Raw genomic sequence first — 22,333 nt, forward strand, 5'->3', positions numbered from 1 at the left:
AAGGGACGGCCAGATCCGGGGGCAACCCGGGCCTGTATAAAATTTTGTCGCTGCAACGGAGGAACAACATGCGACAGTTTAGGAGAAGGAAAGGTCCATTGACCAAGAATAGCTTTCTGACCATGTCCAGCGCCGCCGCCATCGTTGCGGTGTCGTTCGCCGTCTCGGCGCCGGTCCGCGCCGCGGACGACGCCGCGATCCAGAAGTGGATTGCGGAATTCCAGCCCTCGACGCTGTCGAAGGACGAGCAGAAGAAGGAGCTGGAGTGGTTCGCCAAGGCCGCCGAGCCCTTCAAGGGCATGGAGATCAACGTCGTCTCCGAGACCATCGCGACCCACGAATACGAGTCGCAGACGCTGGCAAAGGCGTTCTCCGAGCTCACCGGCATCAAGCTCAAGCACGACATCATCCAGGAAGGTGACGTCGTCGAGAAGCTGCAGACCCAGATGCAGTCCGGCAAGAACGTCTACGACGGCTGGATCAATGACTCCGACCTGATCGGCACGCACTTCCGCTACGGCCAGACCATCGCGCTGTCGGACTACATGACCGGCGAAGGCAAGGACGTCACCGATCCCCAGCTCGACGTCAACGACTTCATCGGCAAGTCGTTCGGCACCGCGCCGGACGGAAAGCTCTATCAGCTGCCCGACCAGCAGTTCGCGAACCTCTATTGGTTCCGCTACGACTGGTTCACCAACCCGGACTACAAGGCCAAGTTCAAGGCCAAGTATGGCTACGAGCTCGGCGTGCCCGTGAACTGGTCCGCTTACGAAGACATCGCCGAGTTCTTCACCAACGACATCAAGGAGATCAACGGCGTCAAGGTCTACGGCCATATGGATTATGGCAAGAAGGACCCGTCGCTCGGATGGCGTTTCACCGACGCCTGGCTGTCGATGGCCGGCAACGGTGACAAGGGCATTCCGAACGGTCTGCCGGTCGACGAATGGGGCATCCGCATGGAAGGCTGCCGTCCGGTCGGCTCCTCGGTCGAGCGTGGTGGCGACACCAACGGCCCGGCTGCGGTCTACTCGATCACGAAGTATCTGGAGTGGATGAAGAAGTATGCTCCGCCGCAGGCCCAGGGCATGACCTTCTCCGAGTCCGGTCCCGTGCCGGCTCAGGGCAACATCGCCCAGCAGATGTTCTGGTACACCGCCTTCACCGCCGACATGGTGAAGCCCGGCATCGCCGTGATGAACGCGGACGGTACGCCGAAATGGCGTATGGCTCCGTCGCCGCACGGCTCGTACTGGAAGGAAGGCATGAAGCTCGGCTACCAGGACGCCGGCTCGCTCACGCTGTTGAAGTCGACCCCGGCTGACCGCCGCAAGGCGGCCTGGCTCTATCTCCAGTTCATCGTCTCCAAGACGGTGTCGCTGAAGAAGAGCCATGTCGGTCTCACCTTCATCCGTGAATCCGACATCTGGGACAAGTCGTTCACCGAGCGTGCGCCGAAGCTCGGCGGCCTGATCGAGTTCTACCGCTCGCCCGCGCGCGTGCAGTGGACCCCGACCGGCAACAACGTGCCCGACTATCCGAAGCTCGCGCAGCTCTGGTGGCAGAACATTGGCGATGCGTCGTCCGGTGCGAAGACGCCGCAAGCCGCGATGGATGCACTCGCAGCCGCTCAGGACTCCGTCATGGAGCGCCTCGAGAAGTCCGGCGTGCAGGGCGCCTGCGGTCCGAAGCTGCACAAGAAGGAGACCGCCGAATACTGGTACGCCAAGGCCCAGAAGGACGGCACCATCGCGCCGCAGCGCAAGCTCGCCAACGAGAAGCCGAAGGGTGAGACGGTCGACTACGACACGCTGATCAAGTCGTGGCCGGCGTCCCCGCCCAAGCGCGCGGAAGCGAAGTAAGCGGCGCGTAGCGTCATCAAATACGAAAGGCCGGGAGCGATCCCGGCCTTTTTTCTTTTGGTGAGTTAGGCGCTGTCCCCACATCGTCATTGCGAGCGCAGCGAAGCAATCCAGAGTCTTTCCGCGGAGGCAGTCTGGATTGCTTCGTCGCTACATTGCAAAATTGCTTTGCAATCTTGTCACGAGCTCCTCGCAATGACGGAGGATGGAGCGACGGCGCAGCCTTACTCCGCCGGCTCGGCCGCGAGCGTCGGGTAATCCGTGTAGCCCTTGGCGCCGCCGCCGTAGAACGTGTTCTTGTCCCAATCGTTCAGCGCGGCGCCCGTCTTCAGCCGTTCGACGAGGTCGGGGTTGGAGATGAACGGCTTGCCGAACGCGATGAGATCGGCGGCGTTCGCGTCCAGCACCTTGGTCGCGAGATCGAAGTCGTAGCCGTTGTTGGCGATGTAGGCGCCGGAGAAGCGCTTGCGCAGGCCCGCATAGTCGAACGGCGCGATGTCGCGCGGACCGCCGGTGGCGCCTTCGACCACGTGCAGATAGACCAGCTTGAGCGCGCTGAGGCCGTCGACGATGTGATCGAACAAGGCCTGCGGATTGGAGTCGGAGAGATCGTTGGCCGGCGTCACCGGCGAGATGCGGATGCCGGTGCGGTCGGCGCCGCCCTCGGCGGCAACAGCCCTGGAAACCTCCAGCATCAGCCGCGCGCGGTTTTCGATGGAGCCGCCGTAAGCATCGGTGCGCTTGTTGGCGCCGTCCCGCGCGAACTGGTCGAGCAGATAGCCGTTGGCGCCGTGGATCTCGACGCCGTCGAAACCGGCTTCGAGCGCATTCCTGGTGGCGCGCTTGAAGTCGTCGATGATGCCAGGAAGTTCGGAGAGCTCGAGCGCGCGGGGCTCGGAGACGTCGGCGAAGGTGCCGTTGACGAAGGTTTTGCCCTTGGCGCGGATCGCGCTCGGCGCCACGGGTGCTGCGCCATTGGCCTGGAGATCGACATGCGAGATGCGGCCGACATGCCAGAGCTGGATGAAGATCTTGCCGCCGCGCTCATGGACGCGGTCGGTGACTTCGCGCCAGCCGGCGACCTGGTCCTTGCTGTAGATGCCGGGCGTGTCCTGGTAGCCCTGGCCCTGCTGTGAGATCTGGCTCGCTTCGGTGACCAGGAGACCTGCGGAGGCGCGCTGGCCGTAATAATCGGCGGCAAGCGGGCTCGGCACGAACGTGCCGGGCGCGGCGCGGTTGCGCGTCAGCGGCGCCATCACGAGGCGGTTGGCCAGCGTGATCGGGCCGAGCTTGTAAGTCTCTAGCAATTTGGTCGGGCGGCTCATGGGAATGCTTCCAGGCGGTGAGAGATCTGGAACACTTGTGCATCGCGGCAATCAGCGCAAGTGAGGAGCCATACGGAAAGTGCAAGCGAGCTGCGCGGCAAGGCCCGCGCAGCACAATTGATGCGCAATTTTGGCCGCGGCAGCAGAATTCCGCTACGCGGCCGTGCGATTGCGCAAATCAGTTCAGGCCCATGAAATCGCGCTTGCCGACCTCGACGCCGTTGTGACGCAGGATGCCGTGGGCGGTCGCGCAGTGGAAATAGAAGTTCGGCAGCGAGAACGCGCTGAAGAACTGCTGGCCCTTCAGGGTCGTGGTCTTGTCGGGTCCGGTCGGGAAGGTGACGTCCTTGGCATCGGCGCCCTCGAACTGCGCGGGCTTGAACGACTTCACATAGTCGATGGTCTTGGCCAGGCGCTGCTTCAGCTCTTCGAAGGTCTTTTCGGTGTCGGGGTTGGAGGGCACTTCGCTATGCGTCAGCCGCGCGCAACCCTTGGTGGCGAAATCGCTGACCAGCTGGATCTGCTTCGACAGCGGCAGCATGTCCGGGAAGAGGCGGGAGCCGAGCAGCACGCTCGGGTCGATCTTCTTGGCCGCGCAATGCGCCTCGGCTTTGGTGAGCAGGCCGGTCAGGCTGTTCAGCATTTGCAGATACGCGGGGACGACGGCGTCGTAGAAGGACATGTGATGCTCGCTTCAATGGTGGGAATTTTCAGGAGAAAACCTGAGCCACACACATGGGAGCCTGATGGGAAAATACAATCGCGAAAGCGGCTTGTGCGGTGCGAAAATTCTATCGCGCCACCCTCCGCTGTCGTCGCCCGGCTTGACCGGGCGATCCAGTACGCCGAGGCGGCTGTGATTGGACCGAGACGCCGCGGAGTACTGGATGCCCCGCCTTCGCGGGGCATGACAGAGGGACTTAGCGCACCACCGCCCCCGGCTGCGCCTGGGCCGTGCCGCCACGCATCCGCGCCAGCAGCTCCGCCGTCGGCCAGGAATCGGCGGGCAGGCCGTATTTGATCTGCATCGCCTTCACGGCGGCGCGGCTCTGCTGCCCGAGCACACCGTCGACCTTGCCGACATTGAAGCCGGCCTGGACCAAAAGCTGCTGCAATTGCTTGAGCTCATTGAACGGCAGTTGCGCGACCGGTTGGGCCGGCTTGCGCATCGGCGCCGCGCCCGCGATGCGGGTGGCGAGATAACCCGCGGTGGTCGAATAGATCAGCGAGTTATTCCACTCGGTGTAAGCCGCGAAATTCGCATACGCCATGAAGGCAGGTCCGTTGCGTCCCATCGGCAGCAGCACGGACGCCGCGAGATTGTCGTTCGGCAGCGGACGGCCGTCGGGATAGGTGACCCCCAACTGCGACCATTTCGAGCGCGGCTGCTGCACCGTGAGGTCGGTCTGATCCCAGGGCAGGTTTTGCGGCACCTTGATCTCTTCGAGCCACGGCTCGCCGCGCCGCCACTTCAATCCGTTGGCGATGTAGTTCGCGGTCGAGCCGATCACGTCATCCTCGCTGCGCAAGAGATCGCGCCGTCCGTCGCCGTCATAGTCGACGGCGTAGTTGACGTAATGCACGGGCAGGAATTGCGTCTGCCCGAGCTCGCCGGCCCAGGAGCCAACCATCTCGTCGGGCGTGAGATCGCCACGGTCGATGATCTTCAGCGCGGCGATGGTCTCGTTCACGAACATCTCCGAGCGGCGGCAGTCATAGGCCAGCGACACCAGCGATTTCAGCGTCGGCAGATTGCCCATGTTGACGCCGAAATCGCTCTCGAGGCCCCAGAACGCGGCGATCACCGCCGGCGGCACGCCGTATTCCTTTTCGGCGCGCGCGAACGCAGCCGCGTGGTGCTTGATGTGCTGCTGGCCGTTCTGCATGCGATAGGGCGCGGCCATGCGGCCGGCAAATTCGGTGAAGAGCTGGCCGAACACGCGCTGGCCGCGGTCGCGGTTGACGATGCCCTGGTCGTAGACGAGATAGGGCGAGGCCTCCGATATCGTCCGCTGCGACACGCCGGCGGCGACCGCCTGTTGCTTCACGTCAGCCAGGAAGCGATCGAAGCTCGCGCCGTTGTGGCACGACGCTGCGCGCGGCGACGGCGCGGTGGCCCTGGGCGCTGCAGGCTTGGCGGGTGGTGGTGCGAACTGGGCGGAGGCGGTCGCGGAGCATGCGAGGAGCGCGACGATTGCGATCGCAAATCGGGTCTGGAGCATAGGGGTTCCGGCGGGGAGGGCAGGCGTGGATTCGCCCGAAGTCTAGGTGAAGTGACGGCCTCAGGCCATCCTTTCCATGCCATGCCAGCGGAGGGATTGCGAGCGAGCAGATGTCGCGCCGGCCTAGCCGAACAGACGCATCAGCAGCGCCTTTCCGACCGGAAGCGCTCTGACGCCGCGATAGGCGCGGACATATTCGCCGGCATAGAACGCCCTGATCGCATGCACGCGCGTGTCCATGCCTTCCTCGAAGCGGACTGCGAATCCATCCGTCGTTCGCCGCACCACGATGGCCGCGATCGAGCGGCCGTAGATCCGGCATTCGATCGTGCTGCCGGGGAGCGGCGGATCGGGATCGATCAGCCGGGCGCCGGTGATGGAGATGTCGGCGAGCCGCGCGAGATGCGACTTGCCGTCCTGACGCAGCAGCACCGCTTCACTGCGATTGAAGCGTTCCGCCTTGCGCTTGCGCGGCTGCTCGATGCAGACGAAGCAGACCACGGTGAGGATGAGCGCGTTGTAGAGGCTCCAGGCCAGGGCCAGTCCGCCATAGGCGATGTTCTCGCCGCGCTGGTGCAGGATGAAGGCATAGGCGATGGCTGTGAGCGTGATGAGAAGCGCGCAGCCATAGATCCGCAGCAGCGGCCATTCGACGAATCGCCTGTCGCGGTCGCCGCCCTTTGCCGTGACCTTGAATTTGTGTCCCTTCGGCTTCGCCAGGCCGGCGACCATCGCCCTGAGCACCGCGGGCGCGGCGATGAGTTGCGAGACGTCGGTCATCATGGCGAGCGAACGGCCGTGCGACAGCCAGGCCATGCTGAGACTGTGCCAGACGTAGAACGGCAGGAAGAAGCGTAATAGCTCGGTGAGATCGGCCTGCACCGCCTTGATGCCGAACAGCAGGAACAGCCAGGGCACGACGAGACCCGCGACCTTCGATGCGTAAACCGCACTCCAGCTCATGAAGGAATCGACCAGCGAGAGCCGGTCGATGAAGGAGAGTTTTGATTTCTGCGAGAACGGTCCGCTGCGGCCACGGATGATCTGCATGAAGCCGAGGCACCAGCGGGCGCGCTGGGTGATGTATTCCTTCAGCCCCTCCGGCGCGAGCCCGATCGTCAGCCGCTCGTTGAGATAGATCGTGGTGAGGCCGCATTCCTTCAGGCGCAGCGTGACGAGATAGTCTTCCGTCACCGAGTCGGTCGGAAAGCCGCCGATCTGCATCAACCCTTCGTAACGAATGAGGGATGAGGTGCCGCAGCAGAAGGCGACGCCCCAGGCGTCCTTCGCCGGCATCAGGATGTCGAAGAAGAAGCGTTGCTCGTCGGGCCACACATCTGTCGCGGCGAGGTTGGTCTGGATCGGATCGGGATTGATGAAGTGCTGCGGCGTCTGCACCACGCCGACCGAAGCATCGTCCATCAGCGAGATGGTGCGCGCGAGGAAGTCGGGTCGCGGCACGAAATCCGCGTCGAGAATGGCGACGAAGGCGGGTGGTTCCGGCAGCTTGCCGACGTGCCGGAGCGCGTGGTTGATGTTGCCGGCCTTGGCATGGTGGTTGTCGGGCCGCGTCAGATAATGGCAGCCGAGTTCGCCTGCGAGCCGCCGCAGCCACGGCCGTCGGCCGTCGTCGAGCACCCAGACGCGATAATTGCCATACTCCATACCGGTCGCGCCGATGATCGTGCGCTCGAGGATCGATCGTTCCTCGTTGTAGGTGCAGATGAAGACATCGATCAGCGGCGCGTGCGGGTCGATGGCGCGGCCGTCGATTCTTGCCGCACGGGTGCGGTCGATGGTCCGGCTCAGAAACAGCAGGGACAATGCGACCGCGACGAGCGAGGCCGCCTCCAGCAGCATGAAGGGATAGCCGATCACGGCGTCGGCCGTCAGATGCGGCGGCGGGAGCGTCGCCGTGACGCGCCAGTAGAGATAGCGGAACAGGAATACCAGCGACACAACGGCCAGGAACGAGCGCGCCATCGTGCTGTCGCGCCTGAGCAGCGGCACGACCGCCATGAAGGCGCCGAGCACAATCAGGCCTGGCGTCAACGCCATCATCACGGCGCGGTCTCGTGCCGGGCAAACACGACGCGGCCGGTGCGTCCCACGGTGCAGGCGTGGGCGGCGGCATCGCGCGGCGCCACGGTCACGCGATAGGGCTCCTTGCTGAGCGCATCCGGATTGATGGCGAGATTGGCGGGCGCGCCGGCGGCGCCGGTCAGATTGACGACGGTGCCGGAGATCGGCTCGCCGCCGTCATTCGGCTCGAAGCTGGCGCGGTCGCCGAGCTGCAGGCGGTTGTAGACGCTCTCGGTGACATTGGCCGTGATGACGGCGCCGCTGCAATCGAGCACCTTGAGCAGGGGCTGGCCGGCCTGCACGTCCTCGCCCGGCGAGGTCATCATCTCCCAGACGCGGCCCGCGACGGGAGTCGTGATGTTGGCTTCGGACAGATCGGCGAAGCGGACCTCCTCGATGATGATCTCGTTCGCGAGCCAGGCGATCTCGGTGTCGGTGCGGGCGAGATCGGCCTCGAGATCGCCGGCGCGCTGGCGCATTTCCTCCTCGCGCTGCACTGAGCTTGGTCGGTCGTTGTAACTGTCGCCGAGGAACGAGCCGTTCTGTGCCGCAGCAAGCTCGACCTTCGCAGCATCCAGCCGCTTGCGCGCGCCGAGCTCGGTTTGCTGTGACACGGACAGTTCGCGCGTCAGCCGCGCCAGCTCGACCGTCGAGACATTGCCGGACTTCGCCAGCGAGGATGCGCGTTCGACCGCGGCGCTGGCTTCGTCCCGCCGCGCGGCCGCCGCCTCGATCGAGGTCTGGATCTCCGCGATGCGGGCCTCGAGCTGCAGCACGCGCCCCTCGCGGAATTGCGAGGCCTGCCGCGCCAGGTCCTTTTGCGCTGCGTGGGCCGAAGCGAGCTTGGCAGCAAGGCTCGGCCGCTCGTTTTCCATTCGCGATTTCTGCCGCCGGAGATCGTCGAGCCGGGTGCGATCGCCGCGCGAATTCACGACGCGCAGGACCACGGTTCCGGCGTCGAGCCTGGCCTGATCGGCGACACGTTGAGCGGCTGCCACGCGGCCGCCGATCGGCGTGCGCAGGGTGACGAGGCGGGAATTCAGCACGGCCTCGACGCTCGAATATTCCCAGATCGCGCGCAGCGGCAGCCAGCCGAACACGGCGATGATGGCAAGCCCGATGGCGATCTTGGCGCCGCGCCGCAGATGCGGCCAGCGATGCCCTGACTCCGATGCCGTCCGCGCCTCGGGTGCGTGGCCGGACTCGTCATTGGCGAACAGCTGTTCCTGCAGCGCCTCCTGCAATCCTTTCGCGTCAGACTTGCTGTCGTGAGGGGAAGGAGCCGATGCGGGGTCGACGGAAGCGGCGCGCGAGCGGTCTACCATGACGGTCACCTTGCTGACGGAAGCCAACGGAACCGGTCAATGCGCGAGGGCCGCGCGGTGTGCCCGGTTACGCGGATTAAGCCGAAGCTGCGCTTTCCAGGTTGCTAAACGTCCGCGTGTGTTTTTGCGCAAATCCCGGTCAAGCTTTAGCGAGGCGGGAAAGGTTGGCCGCGCTGCCATGTAGCTGCCATTGATCTGCGGCTCCGCGACGCATGAACCTTGCGGTATCAGGCAGCATTCATACCTCGAAGGCGCCGGCCAGAGGTTTGCCCGCGGCCGCCTTGGGAGACGGCCATGAACTATCTTCGGACCGCAATGCTGCTCGCCGGCCTCACCGCCCTGTTCATGGGCGTGGGCTATCTGATCGGCGGCGCCGCCGGCGCCATGATCGCGCTCGTCATTGCCGCCGCGACCAATCTCTTCACCTACTGGAACTCCGACCGCATGGTGCTCAGGATGTACGGCGCCCATGAGGTCGACCGCACCAGCGCGCCGGAACTGGTCGGGCTCGTCGCCGAGCTTGCGGGCCGCGCCTCGCTGCCGATGCCGCGCGTGTTCGTGATGGACGAGGCGCAACCCAATGCGTTCGCGACCGGCCGCAACCCGCAGAATGCCGCGGTCGCCGTCACCGTCGGCCTGATGAACCAGCTCAGCCGCGAGGAGCTCGCCGGCGTGATCGCGCATGAGCTCGCGCACATCAAAAATCACGACACGCTGCTGATGACGATCACCGCGACCATCGCGGGCGCGATCTCGATGCTGGCGCAGTTCGGCATGTTCTTCGGCGGCCACCGCGACAACAACAACGGCCCCGGCATCGTCGGCTCGATCCTGATGATGATCCTCGCCCCGCTCGGCGCCATGCTGGTGCAGATGGCGATCAGCCGCACCCGCGAATATGCCGCGGACAATCTCGGCGCACGGATTGCGGGTCAGCCGATGTGGCTGGCGTCTGCGCTGGTGAAGATCGAGGGCGCCGCGCATCAGGTCCCGAACTACGATGCCGAGAGAAACCCCGCGACCGCGCACATGTTCATCATCAACCCGCTGTCGGGCCATGGCGTGGACAATCTGTTCGCCACCCATCCCTCGACGCAGAACCGCATCGCGGCGCTCCAGCAGCTCGCGGCCGAGCTCGGTGCGCAGGCGCCGTCGGTCGGCGCCAACGAAAACTATCCGCCGCGGAGCCCGTGGGGGCAGTCGTCCTCGAGTGGTCCTTCGCGTGGCCCTTCACCTGGTCCTTGGGGCTGATGCGGAACCGGCCGGAATTGCGCCCGGCTTTGTGACCAGCTTTTGTGACCTGGCGCACACAGGATGGTCCCGGCCGGTGTTAACACCATGGCGAGACTGTTCCTTCGAAAGGGGATGCGTGGCCGGTCCTCTGCCTGCCACGGTCGAAGATGACCAAAGCTGCGGTACCATTGTTGATCGTCCTTGGCGTGCTCATTGGCCTGTCCACGCACACGGTCGTCAATTGCGGGGACGAGGACGATCCCGACATCTGCTCGGCCGTGATCGGCTTCTCGCCGCTGCGGGGATCGCTGATCGCGTTCGCCTATGAAGGGCGCGGACGGATCGCGTTGCGCCACGCCGACTGGCGGCGGGCGATCGCGGATTTCGACGAGGCCATTCACCTCAATCCCAACCGCGCCTCGCTGTATCGCGACCGGGCGCAGGCGCGCCGGCAGAACGGCGACCTGGAGCTTGCCATCGAGGATTACGACGAGGCGATCGCGCATGATCCCAGGCACGCCGCGCCCTATCACCAGCGCGGTCTCGCGCTCGCCGCCACCGGCGATCTCGATCGCGCCATCCTGAGCTACAACACGGCGGTCCGTCTCGACCCGTCGGATGCGCAGGCCCGCCTCGACCGTGGCCTTGCATTCCTCGCCCGCGGCCAGGCCGACGACGCACGCGCCGATTTCGAAGCGGCTCTCGCGCTGCCGGCCGGCAAGGACGGCCGCACCCGCGACGCAGCCCGCGCCAAGCTCGCCGAGCTCGCGAGCGCCGAGCCGCGGCGGTGAGAGGAGTTTTTCTCCCTCTCCCAGCAAGCGGGGCGAGGTGAAGCGCGCGAGCCGCGCTTATTTCGCCTTCTTGGCTTTTGCCTTCTTCGCCGGCTTCTCCTTCGCCTTCTTCTCCACCTTCGCCGGGATCGGCGTGCTGGCGGCGAGGCGCATCGAGCGGGCGTAGCTGTCGGCGACGTTGTCGGCGGACATCTGGAGGCGCTTGGCGGCGGCGGTGGCCTGCTCCATCGTCGCCTTGGCCATCAACTTGAAGCGGTCGCCGGTCTCCTTGCCCTTGGCCTTGGCCGCAAGGCCGTTGAAGCGATCCCGCCGCTCCTTGGCGCGGGTCAAAAGGCCCGTATGCAGCTGTCTGGCCAGTTGCCGGATCACGACATCCAGGTCGGCGTCCGCCATGTTGTTCTATCCTCTTAAAACGGTATCGATGCGGGCGGGACTATGCAGATCGGGCCCCGCCTTGGCAATTCCCGGCGGTGCGTCATCCGCAGCTTCCGGTTACCAAAACAAAAAAAGCCGCGCATTTTCGCGCGGCTTTCTGGGGTGGCTTGGCGCAGGCGCCTTACTTCAGCGAGGCAACCGGACCGCTCGCCGGTGCCGGATCGGGATCGAAGCCGAACACGCCGACCAGATATTTGTAATAGTCCGGCATCTTCTCCTTGAGCGCCTCGCGTGACTTCGGGTCGTGGAATTCGCTCTTGCCGGCCAGGAAGATGCTGGCCGTCACGGCAAAGAACTCCATGGGGTTCTTCAGCGCATAGGATTCCTTGGGCAACAGGTCCTTGGACTTTGCAAGCGCGTAATAGCCGATCACGCCCTTGTTGGCGTAGCCGTCCGGCAACAGCCGCGCGTGATAGGCGTGCAGCAGCTCGTGCAGCAGCACGGCTTCCTTCTCGTAGCGCATCATGTCCGGCCGCAGCATGATCACGCCGAGGCCCGAATCGACCGCGAGGTCGACGGCGTTCGGATTGATCCAGCGCTGCTTGTCATGGTCCCAGACCGTCAGCGTCCGGGGCGCGGTGCGCTGGATGTCCGGCGTCACGCGGCCGTAGCACGCGGTCGCGGCGCCTTCGTCGAGGCAGGCGAGCTCGCTCGCGACGATCGGGACGGTCCGGAAGAAGCGCAGCACGCGCGGCGACAGGCCGGAAGCTTCGACGACGTCGATCTGCTGCTTCAGATTGTCGGTGAGCTTGTCGACGTCCTTGCGCTCGGAATTCTCCGTCAGGTCGAACATGTAGCCGCGGTAGCTCTGGAAGCCCGGCGGCAGCGCCTGCGCTGCCCCGGCCGACGCGTCGAGCGATCCGGCATGGGATGGATTGGCGAAGAGCGCGCCCACAACGGTCGCGGTCAGCAGCAGCGCAACGCGCATGATGAACCCCCTGATGTCACTTCACCCGGCAGAATAGGCCGCCGCCGTTTGCGAAAAGTGAGTGCGGCGAGACTAGGGCAGCGATGTTGAGGCGTGCTTAACCGTTGGTTGCAGATCGCGGAGGCGGATTAGTGCCGGGTTAACCAAGCGTGGATCGGCGGCGCGCTTCGGCGTAGGATCGAAGCCGGGCACCATGCCCGACAGCAATAGCCGGAGGAGGAAGCCATGTATGCCGCCATCCGTCAGGCCAAGGCGAAAAGCGGGAGCGCGGAAGAGCTGGCGCGCCGCATCAAGGACGGCGCCGTTCCGATCATCAGTGACGTCGATGGTTTCCGGGCCTACTACGTCGTCTATGCCGGCGACGACACGGTCACCGCGATCTCCATCTTCGACAAGTTCGAGCAGGCGGAGGAGGCGAACCGGCGCGCGATCGCCTGGATCGAGAAGGATCTGGGGCCGCTGCTCGCAGGGCATGCGAGCGCCGCCGCCGGGCCGGTGATCGTGCATACGCTGGCGTGAGTTCTCGTCATTGCGAGGAGCGAAGCGAAGCAATCCAGGCTGTCACCGCGGAGACAGTCTGGATTGCTTCGCTTCGCTCAAAATGACGAGGAGGCAGATGCGCCCCCCTCACAACTCCCGTGCATTCGAGAACGCGAAACTCGACACCCGTCTCGTCGTCTCGTCCAAAATCAACGTGCGCGTGATCGGCGGCTCGGCGCGCTGGGCGCAGTTTTCGCGCTCGCAGAGGCGGCAGTTGACGCCGATCGGCGTGCCCTCCGTTTTCTCCAAATCCAGGCCGGAGGCGTAGACGAGGCGGGCGGCGTGACGGATCTCGCAGCCGAGGCCGATGGCGAAACGCGGCTGCGGCAAGGGATGCGGCGCGACGGGGCGGCGCACCATCTGCGCGATCGAGAAATAGCGCGTGCCGTCGGAGAGCTCGATCACCTGCTTCAACAGGCGATCCGGCGTGTCGAAGGTCGAGTGCACGTTCCACAACGGACAGGTGCCGCCGAATTTCGAGAACGGGAACGTGCCGGAGGAGAAGCGTTTCGATACGTTGCCGGCATTGTCGACGCGCAGCAGGAAGAACGGAATGCCGCGCGCGTTCGGCCGTTGCAGCGTGGTGAGGCGATGGCAGACCTGCTCGAAGCCGGAATTGAAGCGCTGCGCCAGCACGTGGATGTCGTAGTTCAAGGCCTCCGCCGCGGCGAGGAATGCCGGGTAGGGCATCATCACGGCCGCCGCAAAATAGTTGGCGAGCGTGATGCGGAACAGGCGGCGCGGCGCGTCGTCGAGCGGGCCGGCACGGCCGATGATGGTCTCCAGATGCTGCGCGCATTCGCCCAAGCCCAGCTGGAAGGCGAGCTGGAAGGCGCGGCCGGGCGGATCGACCAGCTCGGAGATCAAGAGCTGGCGGCGATGGCGGTCGAAACGCCTGAGCGTCTCGCGCATCACGTCGACCGGCATGATGCGGGTCTGGATCGAATGCTTTTCGCGCAGGCGAGTGGCGAGCGCGGCATAGAGCCCTTCGGCCGGCACGTTCAGTTCGTCGCGAAGAGTCTCCGCGGCCTGCTCCAGCTCCGGAAAATAATTGCGGTTGGCCTCGATCAGCTCGCGCACGCGCTCGACGGGATTGGCCTCATAGCGCGTGCCGACGTCGCGGTCGGCCATCTGCGCCGCGGCCAAGGTCTCGCCCTGGCGGGCCTCGGCATAGGCGGCATAGAGCCGTTGCAGCGCATGGGTGACGCCGGGACAGAGTTCGGCAAGGTCGCGCAGTTCCTGCTTGGGAACGTCGATCTGGCGGAACAGCGGATCGGAGAAGATCTCGTTCAGCTCGGCGAAGAAGCGGTCCTCGTCGGCGGTCGCGAGGTCGCGCAGGTCGAGGTCATAGGTCTCGGCCAGCCGCAGCAGGATCTGCGCCGTCACCGGGCGCTGGTTGCGCTCGATCAGGTTGACGTAGCTCGGCGAGATCCCGAGCCCTTCGGCGATCTGGGTCTGCGACAGCCCCAATTGCTGCCGGATCCGCCGGAAACGCGGGCCGACGAACAGTTTCTTTCCTGATACGGCGGGCATTTCAGATCTCCCAACGGAACTTCCAGACGCATCAAGGACAGTCTTACTGACCTATATGATTTACAAGATTTACAAAATAACATCTATTACATGTTCCGATGTTACATGACATCACCATTCGAATACAAGGCCTCTGTACGAACTTCGCTTTCTGGCGTTTAGCTCATGACACGCATTTCGCAATGCACTGTCAAAAATGTCGATGACAAGTTGAATTGTCATCAGCGAAAGGATCGATCAGATGAATTACCAGCCCCGTGGCATCAACGCCCTGCAGAGCCCGGCCTCGTATCAGAGCGAGATCGAGGCGGCCCAGGCGCTCCTCAAGACCCAGCCGACATGGAACGGGGTGTCGGCCGAGGCCGTCGCGCGCATGCGCCTGCAGAACCGTTTCAAGACCGGTCTGGACATCGCCCGCTACACGGCGGCGCTAATGCGGGCCGACATGGCGGCCTATGACAACGATCCGACCAAGTACACCCAGTCGCTGGGTTGCTGGCACGGCTTCATCGCCCAGCAGAAGCTGATCTCGGTCAAAAAGCACTTCGGCGGCAAGACCGATCGCACCTATCTGTACCTGTCCGGCTGGATGATCGCGGCGCTGCGCTCCGAATTCGGCCCGCTGCCCGACCAGTCGATGCACGAGAAGACCTCGGTGCCGGCGCTGATCGAAGAGCTCTACACCTTCCTGCGCCAGGCCGACTCGCGTGAGCTGAACGACATCTTCCGCGGCCTCGATGCCGCCCGCAAGGAAGGCGACAAGGCGAAGGAGAAGGCGCTGATCGAGAAGATCGACAACTTCCAGACCCATGTCGTGCCCGTCATCGCCGACATCGACGCGGGCTTCGGCAACGCCGAGGCGACCTATCTGCTCGCCAAGAAGATGATCGAGGCGGGCGCCTGCGCGCTCCAGATCGAGAACCAGGTCTCGGACGAGAAGCAGTGCGGCCACCAGGACGGCAAGGTCACCGTGCCGCACGAGGTGTTCATCGCGAAGATCCGCGCCTGCCGCCACGCCTTCCTCGAGCTCGGCGTCGAAGACGGCGTCATCGTGACCCGCACCGACTCGCTCGGCGCCGGCCTCACGCAGCAGATCGCCGTCAGCCACAAGCCCGGCGACCTCGGCGACCAGTACAACAGCTTCCTGGATTGCGAGGAAATCACGGCCGCGAACGCCCGCAACGGTGACGTCATCATCAACCGCGACGGCAAGATGATGCGTCCGAAGCGGCTGCCCTCCAATCTCTACCAGTTCCGTCCCGGCACCGGCGAAGACCGCTGCGTGCTCGACAGCATCACCTCGCTGCAGAACGGCGCGGACCTGCTCTGGATCGAAACCGAGAAGCCGCATATCGAGCAGATCGCCAAGATGGTCGACCGCATCCGCAAGGTCGTCCCGAACGCGAAGCTGGCCTACAACAACTCGCCGTCGTTCAACTGGACCCTCAACTTCCGCTGGCAGGTCTACGACGCAATGAAGGAAGCCGGCCAGGACGTCAGCAAGTACAATCGTGCCGAGCTGATGAAGCCGGAATACGACGATACGCCGCTGGCGAAGGAAGCCGACGAGCGCATCCGCACCTTCCAGGCCGATTCAGCCAAGCGTGCCGGCATCTTCCACCACCTGATCACGTTGCCGACCTACCACACGGCGGCGCTCTCGACCGACAATCTGGCGAAGGAATATTTCGGCGACCAGGGCATGCTCGGCTACGTGAAGAACGTGCAGCGCGCCGAGATCCGCCAGGGTATCGCCTGCGCCAAGCATCAGAACATGGCCGGCTCCGACATCGGCGACGACCACAAGGAATACTTCGCCGGCGAGGCTGCCCTGAAGGCGGGCGGCGCCCACAACACGATGAACCAGTTCGGCTAACGCACCACGCTATCCAAGAGGAGACTGACAATGACCGAAGGCAGCAATTTCTGGGTGATCGGCGGCGAGTTCGGTTCGATGAACTTCCACAAGCTCGTGGAAGGCTCCGCCCAGGTGCAGGGTCCGTTCAAGACCCGCAAGGAAGCCGAGGATGCCTGGCGCTCGGTCTCGGAAGAGAACCGCCACAAGGCCGGCGTCCGCTTCTCGATCGTGGAAGAGCCGTCGCGGGTCTCGGCCTGACGGCTGCCCTGGAGCATGATCCGGAAAAGTGGGAACCGGTTTTCCGAGAAGATCATGCTCAAACAAAATTAGATCGTGATGCGTGATCGCATCACGATCGGATCAAGAAACGTCCAAGGACGGAGGGTCCCATCCGGCGCAAGCCGGGTGGGATCGTCTGTTTTTGGTACAGGTCAATCGGCTGTGGGCGCCGTAAGTCTCTGGAATTGTGGGCCCTTTGCGGACCGTTTGGTTGCTGATAGGTTAACGGCGGAAAGTCGAGGACGAGGCCGACAATGTCAGAGCCTGAGACCAGCGGGACCCATCCCATCCAGCCGCGCCCGGTGCGGCTGCGCGACGCGCTGCTGCGTGCACGGATCGAGGCCGCCGACCGGACCGGTGTGGTCGTCGATTTGCGCGATGCGGAGGTGGCGCGGCTGGAGATACTCAACGACGCGCTCGATCCCCTGTTCGCGCAGGTGCCCGACCAGATCGACCTGTTCGATCGCGGCATCAGCCAGGGCGATACGCCCAGGCTCTGGATCGATGTCGTCGCACACATCATGATGGGGCGCGACAAGCGGATGTACCGCTTCGTCCAGGACACCCGCTTCGGCCGCATCGTGCTCGCCGAATCGCACGACACCGCAGTGATCGTCGAAGCCGTGACCGACTACGTCGCCCGCCGCATGATCGAGCGCGAGCACGCCATGGTGGTCCCGCCGGAGCCGAAGCCCGCGGCCGCCGAGCCGCCGCGCCGTTCGCGCCTCTGGCCGTTCGTGTTCGGATTCATCTTCGGCGCGGCCGCCTTGTTCGGCCTCGCCGTGCTGGCGGCCCTGCGGAGCTGGTGAGACGCCCTTCGCTCGCAATGACGGCGAACTAGATCAACCTGGCCTGCTTGATCTGCCGGATCTGAAATCCGGATCCGAGGCCCCGCACCGTCTGCTCGCAGCGCCAGCCGGCATTGTCTTTCTCGATCGTGAACAAATTATACGCTGCCGCCGGGTAGCGCCCGTGGGCAAGTGCGGAGGCCGACGGCACGCCGAGCGCGGGGATGTTGCCGTTGGGGCCCTCGAACCACATCGTCGAATGAATGTGGTCGTGCCCGTGCAGGATCAGCTCGACGCCGTGGCGCTTCAGCAGCGCCTGCAGATCGGCGGAGTCGGTCATCCGCTTCTGGCGCGCATTGGACTTCAGCGGATGATGCACCAGCAGCACGCGAAAGACGTCCTCGGTCGCCAGCCGCTCGAGGACCCGTTCGAGGGCAGCGAGCTGATCGCGCCCGAGCGCGCCGGTCGCCATCAACGGCAGGGTCGGCACCGCCGTGGACAGGCTGATCAGCGCGAGCGGCCCGCGCCGGCGCACGGAAGGAAAGCCGATGCTGCCGTCGTCGCCCGCAAGATAGGGTGCAAAGGTCTCGCCGAAGCGGTGAGAGGTGGCGTGGACATAGGCATCGTGATTGCCGGGAATGGTGGTGACGCGGTCGGGCGGACCGACGCCGTCGAGCCAGGCGCGCGCCGGCGCGAACTCCGCCTCCAGCGCCAGATTGACGAGATCGCCTGTGACCGCGATGTGGTCAGGCGTATGCGCCTGGACGTCGGCGACGAGCGCGTCGAGCACCTCGCGGCGCTGGTACTTGTGACGGTTGCGCGTCCAGTTGACGTAGCCGAGCGCGCGCTTGCCCGCGAGCTCGATCAGCCGTGGCTTCGGCAACGGCGGCAGATGCGGGTCGGACAGATGGGCGAGCGTGAAGGGGGCCATGGCGCGCGATTGCCTCGCTATTCGTCCGCTGTAATGGCAAGGTCGCGAGGACTGTGCAAGCGGGGCCCGGACCGGGGCCTCATGGCAGTTTTCTTAAGAGTTTTTTTGGGAGCCTGATGGGGGATCGTCTGAACAGCGTCCGACGGACATTCGAACCGCTGCTGCGGCGAATCTTCCACGCCTATTTCCTGCTGGTCCGCGGCATGACGCTCGGCGTCCGCGCCGTGGTGCTGGATTCCGAGAACCGGGTGTTCCTGGTCAGGCACAGCTACATCACCGGCTGGTATCTGCCCGGCGGCGGCGTCGATCTTGGCGAGACCATGGAGCAGGCGATGCGGCGCGAGCTCAAGGAGGAAGGGGACATCGATCTCACCGGTGACGCGGTGCTGCACGGCATCTTCCTCAACAGCCACGTCTCCCGCCGCGACCACGTCGCGGTCTATGTGGTCAGGCAGTTCAAGCAGGACCGCGTCCCTGAGCCCAACCACGAGATCGTCGAATGCGGGTTCTTCGCGATCACGGCGCTGCCCGAGGGTACCACGCACGGCACGCGGCAAAGGCTCGCGGAAGTGCTGGACGGCAAGCCGCTGACCGCGACGTGGCGTTGAAGGATTTGGCGTTTTAGCGACGTGACGTTGAAGCGGTCTGGCCTTGAAGCGATCGGGCCGAATCCTCAAGCCCGAACCGGCTGCCCGATCCCCAGCAGGTTACCTTCGCTGTCGCGGAACCAGGCGCCCCGCTCGCCAATACCCTTGCTCGGATAGTTTCCCGTGATCTCCGCAATTCCATCGACGGTCTTCAAGTCGGGCAAATCATAGTCCTCGAACGCGACGCCGCGTGTGCGAAGTTCGCGCACGGTTGCCTCGATATCCTCGACTTCCCACCCCATTTGCGTGTGCGTGCCGGATTGCGTGCCGGCCGAGACGAATATCGCAAACTCGCCGGCCGCGCAGACGTAGCGCAGCCCACCCTCGCGCTGTTCGACCGGCTCGAGCCCGAGCTTTTCCGAATAGAACGCCCGCGCGCGGTCGAGGTCTCTGGCCGGAAGCCGGGTTGCCACCTTCGCGTTCTTCAGCATGCCCGCTCTCCTTGTCCTTGCCTCGCGACGACGCTGGATAGCTACGCGCTCACGACTCGACGCCCTGACGGCCCTGCTTCGCCTGCAGCTCCAGCACCAGCAGGCTCTGCTCCTGGATCAGCGCGCAGTTCTGCCGCTCCAGCCTGTGCAGTCGCGCCGTCATGTTGTGCATGAACGCGAACACCACCAGGAACAGGGAGCCGAACATCACGACGAACGGAAACGCGACGCCGGTCAGACGGCTGACGAGATAGGCCAGTGTCGGAAACAGCGTGAAGCCCGCGGGGATGATCGCCACCATGGACAGCATCAGGAAGTCATAGAGGTCGAACTTGCCTTGCAGCGTCTTGCGCAGCAGCACCAGCATGTAGATCAGCGCAAAGGCGGAGACGACGACGACCGTCTCCGGACTTGGAAGGGCATCTGTCACGGCTGCTCCTCAGAATGTTCGACGAGATGATGAGACCACAAATCGGAACGGGCCCGCTCGGCGTCATGATGCCCTCACGAGGCGCGAGAGCAGGATATAACCGAGGACGCGGATCATGTAACTCGCCGACTTCAATCCGTCGATCGAGCTGACGCCGGTTTCCCGCGCCCGCATCTCGACCGGAACTTCGCTGACCGTGAGGCCTGCGCGCATGGCCCAGGCCAGCGAGATCGGCTCCGGAAAATCCGTCGGATACGCTTTTGCGAAGAAGGCGATGGCGGAACGGTCGAGCAATCGCATGCCGCTGGTCGGATCGGTGATGCGGCCGCCGCTGAAGAGGCCGTTGAGCGCAAGCACGATCAGCCTGATGCCGGCGCGCCGCATGCGCGTGGAGCAGAAGCCGGCATGGTCGATGAAGCGGCTTCCGATCGTGATGTTGGTCGGGTCGTTGCGATAGGCCTCCAGAAGCGTCTCGATGGCGCGCGGATCATGCTGGCCGTCGCCGTCGATCTGGATGCAGAAATCAAAATCCTGGCGCGCCGCGTATTTGATGCCGGTCTGCACGGCGCCGCCGATGCCGAGATTCTGCGCGAGGCGGGCGACCGGCGAGCGGCAGCTTGCCACCGCGGACGTCGCGTCCGACGAGCCGTCGTCGACGACCAGGGTGTGGTAGCCGCGGCCGGTCGCCGCGATCTCGCTCAGCAGACCGCCGACCGAGGCCTCCTCGTTGAAGCAGGGAATGATGATGAGGACTCGCGACGTGCCCTGCTGCGGTGCGGCGGCAGCGTTGCGGCACGTGTTAGTTGATCCCAAGCCCAGTCCCATATCGACCACGTCTGCCTCACCTCCAGAATCCCCACTCTGCTATACTTGCCGGTGCTTTTCCTGTACAGGCGGGCCATTTCAAGCTGTGTGGGGCCGCCCGGCGAATGCCGATGAGAGCTGTTAAAGTATTTTTTTCAATTGTGTTTCTGGCAATTCTGGCCAGCAACATCAGGCTGATCTCGCATTGGAGCGAGAGCCGTGGCGTCTATGACGACATCTGCTATCTCAGGCAGGCGCATCTGTTCCAGCGCTTCGGCTGGCAAGGGCTCGACACCAGCCTCGCCCGCGAAACCGACGGCTATCTCGCGGCCAAGTTGCGCAGTATCGATTTTCCGAACTGGAACGAACCGACGCGGGCACCCTGCCACACCCAGACCGCCGACGGCAGCAAATGGGTGATGACGCCGCCGCCGGGCACGGGCTTCGTGCTGGCGCTGTTCCCGGAGGGGGTGCAGGTCGTTCCGCTCTATATGCTGGCCAACGCGATCGTCGTCGGCCTTGCGCTGTTCGGCTTGTGGCGGGCGCAGGAGAAGGTCGGCTTGACGTTCGCCGTATTGCTCGGCGTGCTCTCGATCTACTTCATGATCAATCCGACCAAGGCGAGCTATTCGATGGCGCCGACCATGGTCGTCTGCGCGCTGGCGGGTCTGTTCACTGCAAGACTGTTCGTCGATGAAGGCCGGCGCCGCCTGCTGATGGTCGCTGCCGTCGGCGTGCTGCTCGGCCTGTCCGCGAGCTTTCGGATCGCGAACGTGGTTCTGTCGGCGGGCTATTTCCTGTTCTTCGGATTGTCGTTCCTGATCTGGCGTACCCGCGAGACGTTCGTCTCAGGTCTCGCGCTCGGCCTTTCGTTCCTCGCCGGGCTGTTGCCGGTGTTCGCGGCGAACCTGGTCAATTCAGGCAATCCGCTGGTCTCAGCCTATGGCGGCCAGGATACGGCCCCACCGAGCCTCGACCCGGCCGTGCTGCTAGCCTATCTCCGCGACACGCAGTTCCCGTTGATCGTGATTGCCTGCGTCGGGACCGCGCTGTTGTGGCGCTTCGCCGGCCATGGCGGCGTCAGGAATCTCGCGTTGCTGGTGGCAGGCAATCTCGCGCTGAATCTGGCGTTCTTTGCCACGCATCCGGTCTTCACGCAGTACTACGTCATCCCGATCCTGATGCTGTCGCTCTGGACGCTGCTGTTCGCGGCGGTCCTCAGCCGCGGTCCGGCACAGGGTTTTATCGCCCACGAGGCCGATGGACCGCGGCCGTCTGAGATGTTATCCCGCATCTCGCATTGACGCGTTTTCCTGACGCGAACCTGAAACCACTTCGCTCGAAGACGCATGCCGACATGACCGATCTCTCGCTCACCATCCTTCCGGAAGCCGCCGGCGACGCCCAGGCGATTGAACGGCTGCACGAGCGCACCTTCGGCCCCGGCCGTTTCGTGCTCAGCGCTTACCGCATTCGCGAGCATGTCGACCATCTGCTCGACGTCTCCTTCACGGCCCGCATCGGCACGCTGCTGGTCGGCTCGGTCAGGCAATTGCCGGTGCTGGTCGGCGAGACGCAGGCCCTGCTGCTCGGGCCGCTCACCGTCGAGCCGCCGTTCCGCGACCGCGGCATCGGCCGTCTCCTGATGGAGCGCGCGCTGAAGGACGCCAAGGAGAAAGGTCACCGCCTGGTGCTGCTGGTCGGCGACGAGCCCTATTACAGCCGCGTTGGCTTCAAGCCGGTGCCGAAGGGCCGCGTCTCCATGCCGGGGCCGGTCGACGCCGCGCGCGTCCTGGTGTTCGAGCTCGTCGACGGCGCTTTCGAGGGCGTGTCGGGGCAGGTAACGCCCGACTGGAGCAAGGCGCGGGCGGGGTAGGGTCGTTCCA

The 22,333-nt window shown here is 64.6% G+C and carries 22 protein-coding genes; 10 read left to right on the forward strand and 12 right to left on the reverse strand.

The genetic code is table 11. From position 1 onward, the window contains the following. Positions 1-122: 122 nt before the first annotated feature. Positions 123-1,865, forward strand: a complete 1,743-nt coding sequence (locus ACKWRH_RS09835; RefSeq protein ID WP_038937251.1) for an ABC transporter substrate-binding protein — start codon at positions 123-125, stop codon at positions 1,863-1,865. Between the two features lie 224 nt (positions 1,866-2,089). On the opposite strand, the gene ACKWRH_RS09840 is transcribed toward ACKWRH_RS09835, so the two are convergent. The 5 genes from ACKWRH_RS09840 to ACKWRH_RS09860 form a co-directional block, all read right to left on the reverse strand. Beyond that, positions 2,090-3,190 carry an alkene reductase gene (locus tag ACKWRH_RS09840; RefSeq protein WP_445220345.1) on the reverse strand — a complete coding sequence of 367 codons (1,101 nt, stop codon included), beginning with the start codon at positions 3,188-3,190 and terminating at the stop codon, positions 2,090-2,092. A 178-nt stretch (positions 3,191-3,368) separates the two neighbouring features. Further along, positions 3,369-3,872: a DUF1993 domain-containing protein gene (locus tag ACKWRH_RS09845; protein WP_445220346.1), complete on the reverse strand. Its 504-nt coding sequence runs from the start codon at positions 3,870-3,872 to the stop codon at positions 3,369-3,371. Between the two features lie 238 nt (positions 3,873-4,110). Next, positions 4,111-5,412, reverse strand: a complete 1,302-nt coding sequence (locus ACKWRH_RS09850; protein ID WP_445220347.1) for a lytic murein transglycosylase — start codon at positions 5,410-5,412, stop codon at positions 4,111-4,113. 123 nt (positions 5,413-5,535) lie between these two features. Continuing rightward, positions 5,536-7,473, reverse strand: a complete 1,938-nt coding sequence (locus ACKWRH_RS09855) for a glycosyltransferase (protein WP_445222363.1) — start codon at positions 7,471-7,473, stop codon at positions 5,536-5,538. After that, positions 7,473-8,819 carry an HlyD family secretion protein gene (locus tag ACKWRH_RS09860; protein WP_445220348.1) on the reverse strand — a complete coding sequence of 449 codons (1,347 nt, stop codon included), beginning with the start codon at positions 8,817-8,819 and terminating at the stop codon, positions 7,473-7,475. The genes ACKWRH_RS09855 and ACKWRH_RS09860 overlap by 1 nt, the downstream gene beginning before the upstream one ends. A gap of 294 nt (positions 8,820-9,113) precedes the next feature. Here ACKWRH_RS09860 and htpX point away from each other — a divergent pair, with 294 nt between their 5' ends. Beyond that, positions 9,114-10,070, forward strand: a complete 957-nt coding sequence (gene htpX / locus ACKWRH_RS09865) for a zinc metalloprotease HtpX (RefSeq protein ID WP_445220349.1) — start codon at positions 9,114-9,116, stop codon at positions 10,068-10,070. Between the two features lie 149 nt (positions 10,071-10,219). After that, positions 10,220-10,843 (forward strand): tetratricopeptide repeat protein, encoded by a 624-nt coding sequence (locus tag ACKWRH_RS09870; RefSeq protein ID WP_445220350.1) that lies wholly within the window; start codon positions 10,220-10,222, stop codon positions 10,841-10,843. A gap of 57 nt (positions 10,844-10,900) precedes the next feature. On the opposite strand, the gene ACKWRH_RS09875 is transcribed toward ACKWRH_RS09870, so the two are convergent. Next, positions 10,901-11,236 (reverse strand): hypothetical protein, encoded by a 336-nt coding sequence (locus ACKWRH_RS09875; protein WP_445220351.1) that lies wholly within the window; start codon positions 11,234-11,236, stop codon positions 10,901-10,903. A gap of 163 nt (positions 11,237-11,399) precedes the next feature. After that, the gene (locus ACKWRH_RS09880) at positions 11,400-12,206 is read right to left on the reverse strand and encodes a hypothetical protein (protein ID WP_445220352.1); all 807 of its coding nucleotides are present in this window, start codon (positions 12,204-12,206) and stop codon (positions 11,400-11,402) included. A gap of 225 nt (positions 12,207-12,431) precedes the next feature. Here ACKWRH_RS09880 and ACKWRH_RS09885 point away from each other — a divergent pair, with 225 nt between their 5' ends. Next, on the forward strand, positions 12,432-12,725 hold the full coding sequence (locus ACKWRH_RS09885) for an antibiotic biosynthesis monooxygenase (RefSeq protein WP_014497428.1): 294 nt from the start codon (positions 12,432-12,434) through the stop codon (positions 12,723-12,725). Between the two features lie 108 nt (positions 12,726-12,833). On the opposite strand, the gene ACKWRH_RS09890 is transcribed toward ACKWRH_RS09885, so the two are convergent. Further along, complete coding sequence (locus tag ACKWRH_RS09890) at positions 12,834-14,279, reverse strand: helix-turn-helix domain-containing protein (RefSeq protein WP_445220353.1); 1,446 nt, start codon at positions 14,277-14,279, stop codon at positions 12,834-12,836. A 241-nt stretch (positions 14,280-14,520) separates the two neighbouring features. Between ACKWRH_RS09890 and ACKWRH_RS09895 the strand changes: the two genes are divergently transcribed. The 3 genes from ACKWRH_RS09895 (at position 14,521) to ACKWRH_RS09905 (ending at position 17,225) form a co-directional block, all read left to right on the forward strand. Beyond that, on the forward strand, positions 14,521-16,155 hold the full coding sequence (locus ACKWRH_RS09895) for an isocitrate lyase (RefSeq protein ID WP_445220354.1): 1,635 nt from the start codon (positions 14,521-14,523) through the stop codon (positions 16,153-16,155). A 30-nt stretch (positions 16,156-16,185) separates the two neighbouring features. Further along, the gene (locus tag ACKWRH_RS09900; protein WP_445220355.1) at positions 16,186-16,395 is read left to right on the forward strand and encodes a DUF4170 domain-containing protein; all 210 of its coding nucleotides are present in this window, start codon (positions 16,186-16,188) and stop codon (positions 16,393-16,395) included. Between the two features lie 275 nt (positions 16,396-16,670). After that, the gene (locus tag ACKWRH_RS09905; protein WP_445220356.1) at positions 16,671-17,225 is read left to right on the forward strand and encodes a hypothetical protein; all 555 of its coding nucleotides are present in this window, start codon (positions 16,671-16,673) and stop codon (positions 17,223-17,225) included. Between the two features lie 28 nt (positions 17,226-17,253). Here ACKWRH_RS09905 and ACKWRH_RS09910 read toward each other — a convergent pair whose 3' ends face one another. Continuing rightward, the gene (locus ACKWRH_RS09910) at positions 17,254-18,135 is read right to left on the reverse strand and encodes a metallophosphoesterase family protein (protein ID WP_445220357.1); all 882 of its coding nucleotides are present in this window, start codon (positions 18,133-18,135) and stop codon (positions 17,254-17,256) included. 116 nt (positions 18,136-18,251) lie between these two features. Here ACKWRH_RS09910 and ACKWRH_RS09915 point away from each other — a divergent pair, with 116 nt between their 5' ends. Continuing rightward, complete coding sequence (locus ACKWRH_RS09915; protein ID WP_282524396.1) at positions 18,252-18,743, forward strand: NUDIX domain-containing protein; 492 nt, start codon at positions 18,252-18,254, stop codon at positions 18,741-18,743. Positions 18,744-18,808: 65 nt separating this feature from the next. Here ACKWRH_RS09915 and ACKWRH_RS09920 read toward each other — a convergent pair whose 3' ends face one another. From ACKWRH_RS09920 to ACKWRH_RS09930, 3 genes are all read right to left on the reverse strand, one after another. Next, positions 18,809-19,213: a VOC family protein gene (locus tag ACKWRH_RS09920; RefSeq protein WP_445220358.1), complete on the reverse strand. Its 405-nt coding sequence runs from the start codon at positions 19,211-19,213 to the stop codon at positions 18,809-18,811. A 49-nt stretch (positions 19,214-19,262) separates the two neighbouring features. Continuing rightward, positions 19,263-19,643 (reverse strand): DUF2304 domain-containing protein, encoded by a 381-nt coding sequence (locus ACKWRH_RS09925; RefSeq protein WP_445220359.1) that lies wholly within the window; start codon positions 19,641-19,643, stop codon positions 19,263-19,265. 63 nt (positions 19,644-19,706) lie between these two features. Continuing rightward, positions 19,707-20,468, reverse strand: coding sequence for a glycosyltransferase family 2 protein (locus tag ACKWRH_RS09930; RefSeq protein ID WP_445222364.1), 762 nt, complete (start codon positions 20,466-20,468; stop codon positions 19,707-19,709). Positions 20,469-20,578: 110 nt separating this feature from the next. Here ACKWRH_RS09930 and ACKWRH_RS09935 point away from each other — a divergent pair, with 110 nt between their 5' ends. Then, positions 20,579-21,751, forward strand: coding sequence for a hypothetical protein (locus ACKWRH_RS09935; protein WP_445220360.1), 1,173 nt, complete (start codon positions 20,579-20,581; stop codon positions 21,749-21,751). 53 nt (positions 21,752-21,804) lie between these two features. Beyond that, positions 21,805-22,323 carry a GNAT family N-acetyltransferase gene (locus ACKWRH_RS09940; protein ID WP_445220361.1) on the forward strand — a complete coding sequence of 173 codons (519 nt, stop codon included), beginning with the start codon at positions 21,805-21,807 and terminating at the stop codon, positions 22,321-22,323. Positions 22,324-22,333 lie beyond the last annotated feature (10 nt).

The organism is Bradyrhizobium sp. Pa8 (assembly GCF_052588265.1).

Bases quoted from the DNA above. Each gene is read 5' to 3' on its own strand.
- ACKWRH_RS09835 (WP_038937251.1), top strand. From the start codon at position 123: ATGTCCAGCGCCGCCGCCATCGTTGCGGTGTCGTTCGCCGTCTCGGCG.
- ACKWRH_RS09840 (WP_445220345.1), bottom strand. From the start codon at position 3,190: ATGAGCCGCCCGACCAAATTGCTAGAGACTTACAAGCTCGGCCCGATC.
- ACKWRH_RS09845 (WP_445220346.1), bottom strand. From the start codon at position 3,872: ATGTCCTTCTACGACGCCGTCGTCCCCGCGTATCTGCAAATGCTGAAC.
- ACKWRH_RS09850 (WP_445220347.1), bottom strand. From the start codon at position 5,412: ATGCTCCAGACCCGATTTGCGATCGCAATCGTCGCGCTCCTCGCATGC.
- ACKWRH_RS09855 (WP_445222363.1), bottom strand. From the start codon at position 7,473: ATGATGGCGTTGACGCCAGGCCTGATTGTGCTCGGCGCCTTCATGGCG.
- ACKWRH_RS09860 (WP_445220348.1), bottom strand. From the start codon at position 8,819: ATGGTAGACCGCTCGCGCGCCGCTTCCGTCGACCCCGCATCGGCTCCT.
- htpX (WP_445220349.1), top strand. From the start codon at position 9,114: ATGAACTATCTTCGGACCGCAATGCTGCTCGCCGGCCTCACCGCCCTG.
- ACKWRH_RS09870 (WP_445220350.1), top strand. From the start codon at position 10,220: ATGACCAAAGCTGCGGTACCATTGTTGATCGTCCTTGGCGTGCTCATT.
- ACKWRH_RS09875 (WP_445220351.1), bottom strand. From the start codon at position 11,236: ATGGCGGACGCCGACCTGGATGTCGTGATCCGGCAACTGGCCAGACAG.
- ACKWRH_RS09880 (WP_445220352.1), bottom strand. From the start codon at position 12,206: ATGCGCGTTGCGCTGCTGCTGACCGCGACCGTTGTGGGCGCGCTCTTC.
- ACKWRH_RS09885 (WP_014497428.1), top strand. From the start codon at position 12,432: ATGTATGCCGCCATCCGTCAGGCCAAGGCGAAAAGCGGGAGCGCGGAA.
- ACKWRH_RS09890 (WP_445220353.1), bottom strand. From the start codon at position 14,279: ATGCCCGCCGTATCAGGAAAGAAACTGTTCGTCGGCCCGCGTTTCCGG.
- ACKWRH_RS09895 (WP_445220354.1), top strand. From the start codon at position 14,521: ATGAATTACCAGCCCCGTGGCATCAACGCCCTGCAGAGCCCGGCCTCG.
- ACKWRH_RS09900 (WP_445220355.1), top strand. From the start codon at position 16,186: ATGACCGAAGGCAGCAATTTCTGGGTGATCGGCGGCGAGTTCGGTTCG.
- ACKWRH_RS09905 (WP_445220356.1), top strand. From the start codon at position 16,671: ATGTCAGAGCCTGAGACCAGCGGGACCCATCCCATCCAGCCGCGCCCG.
- ACKWRH_RS09910 (WP_445220357.1), bottom strand. From the start codon at position 18,135: ATGGCCCCCTTCACGCTCGCCCATCTGTCCGACCCGCATCTGCCGCCG.
- ACKWRH_RS09915 (WP_282524396.1), top strand. From the start codon at position 18,252: ATGGGGGATCGTCTGAACAGCGTCCGACGGACATTCGAACCGCTGCTG.
- ACKWRH_RS09920 (WP_445220358.1), bottom strand. From the start codon at position 19,213: ATGCTGAAGAACGCGAAGGTGGCAACCCGGCTTCCGGCCAGAGACCTC.
- ACKWRH_RS09930 (WP_445222364.1), bottom strand. From the start codon at position 20,468: ATGGGACTGGGCTTGGGATCAACTAACACGTGCCGCAACGCTGCCGCC.
- ACKWRH_RS09935 (WP_445220360.1), top strand. From the start codon at position 20,579: ATGAGAGCTGTTAAAGTATTTTTTTCAATTGTGTTTCTGGCAATTCTG.
- ACKWRH_RS09940 (WP_445220361.1), top strand. From the start codon at position 21,805: ATGACCGATCTCTCGCTCACCATCCTTCCGGAAGCCGCCGGCGACGCC.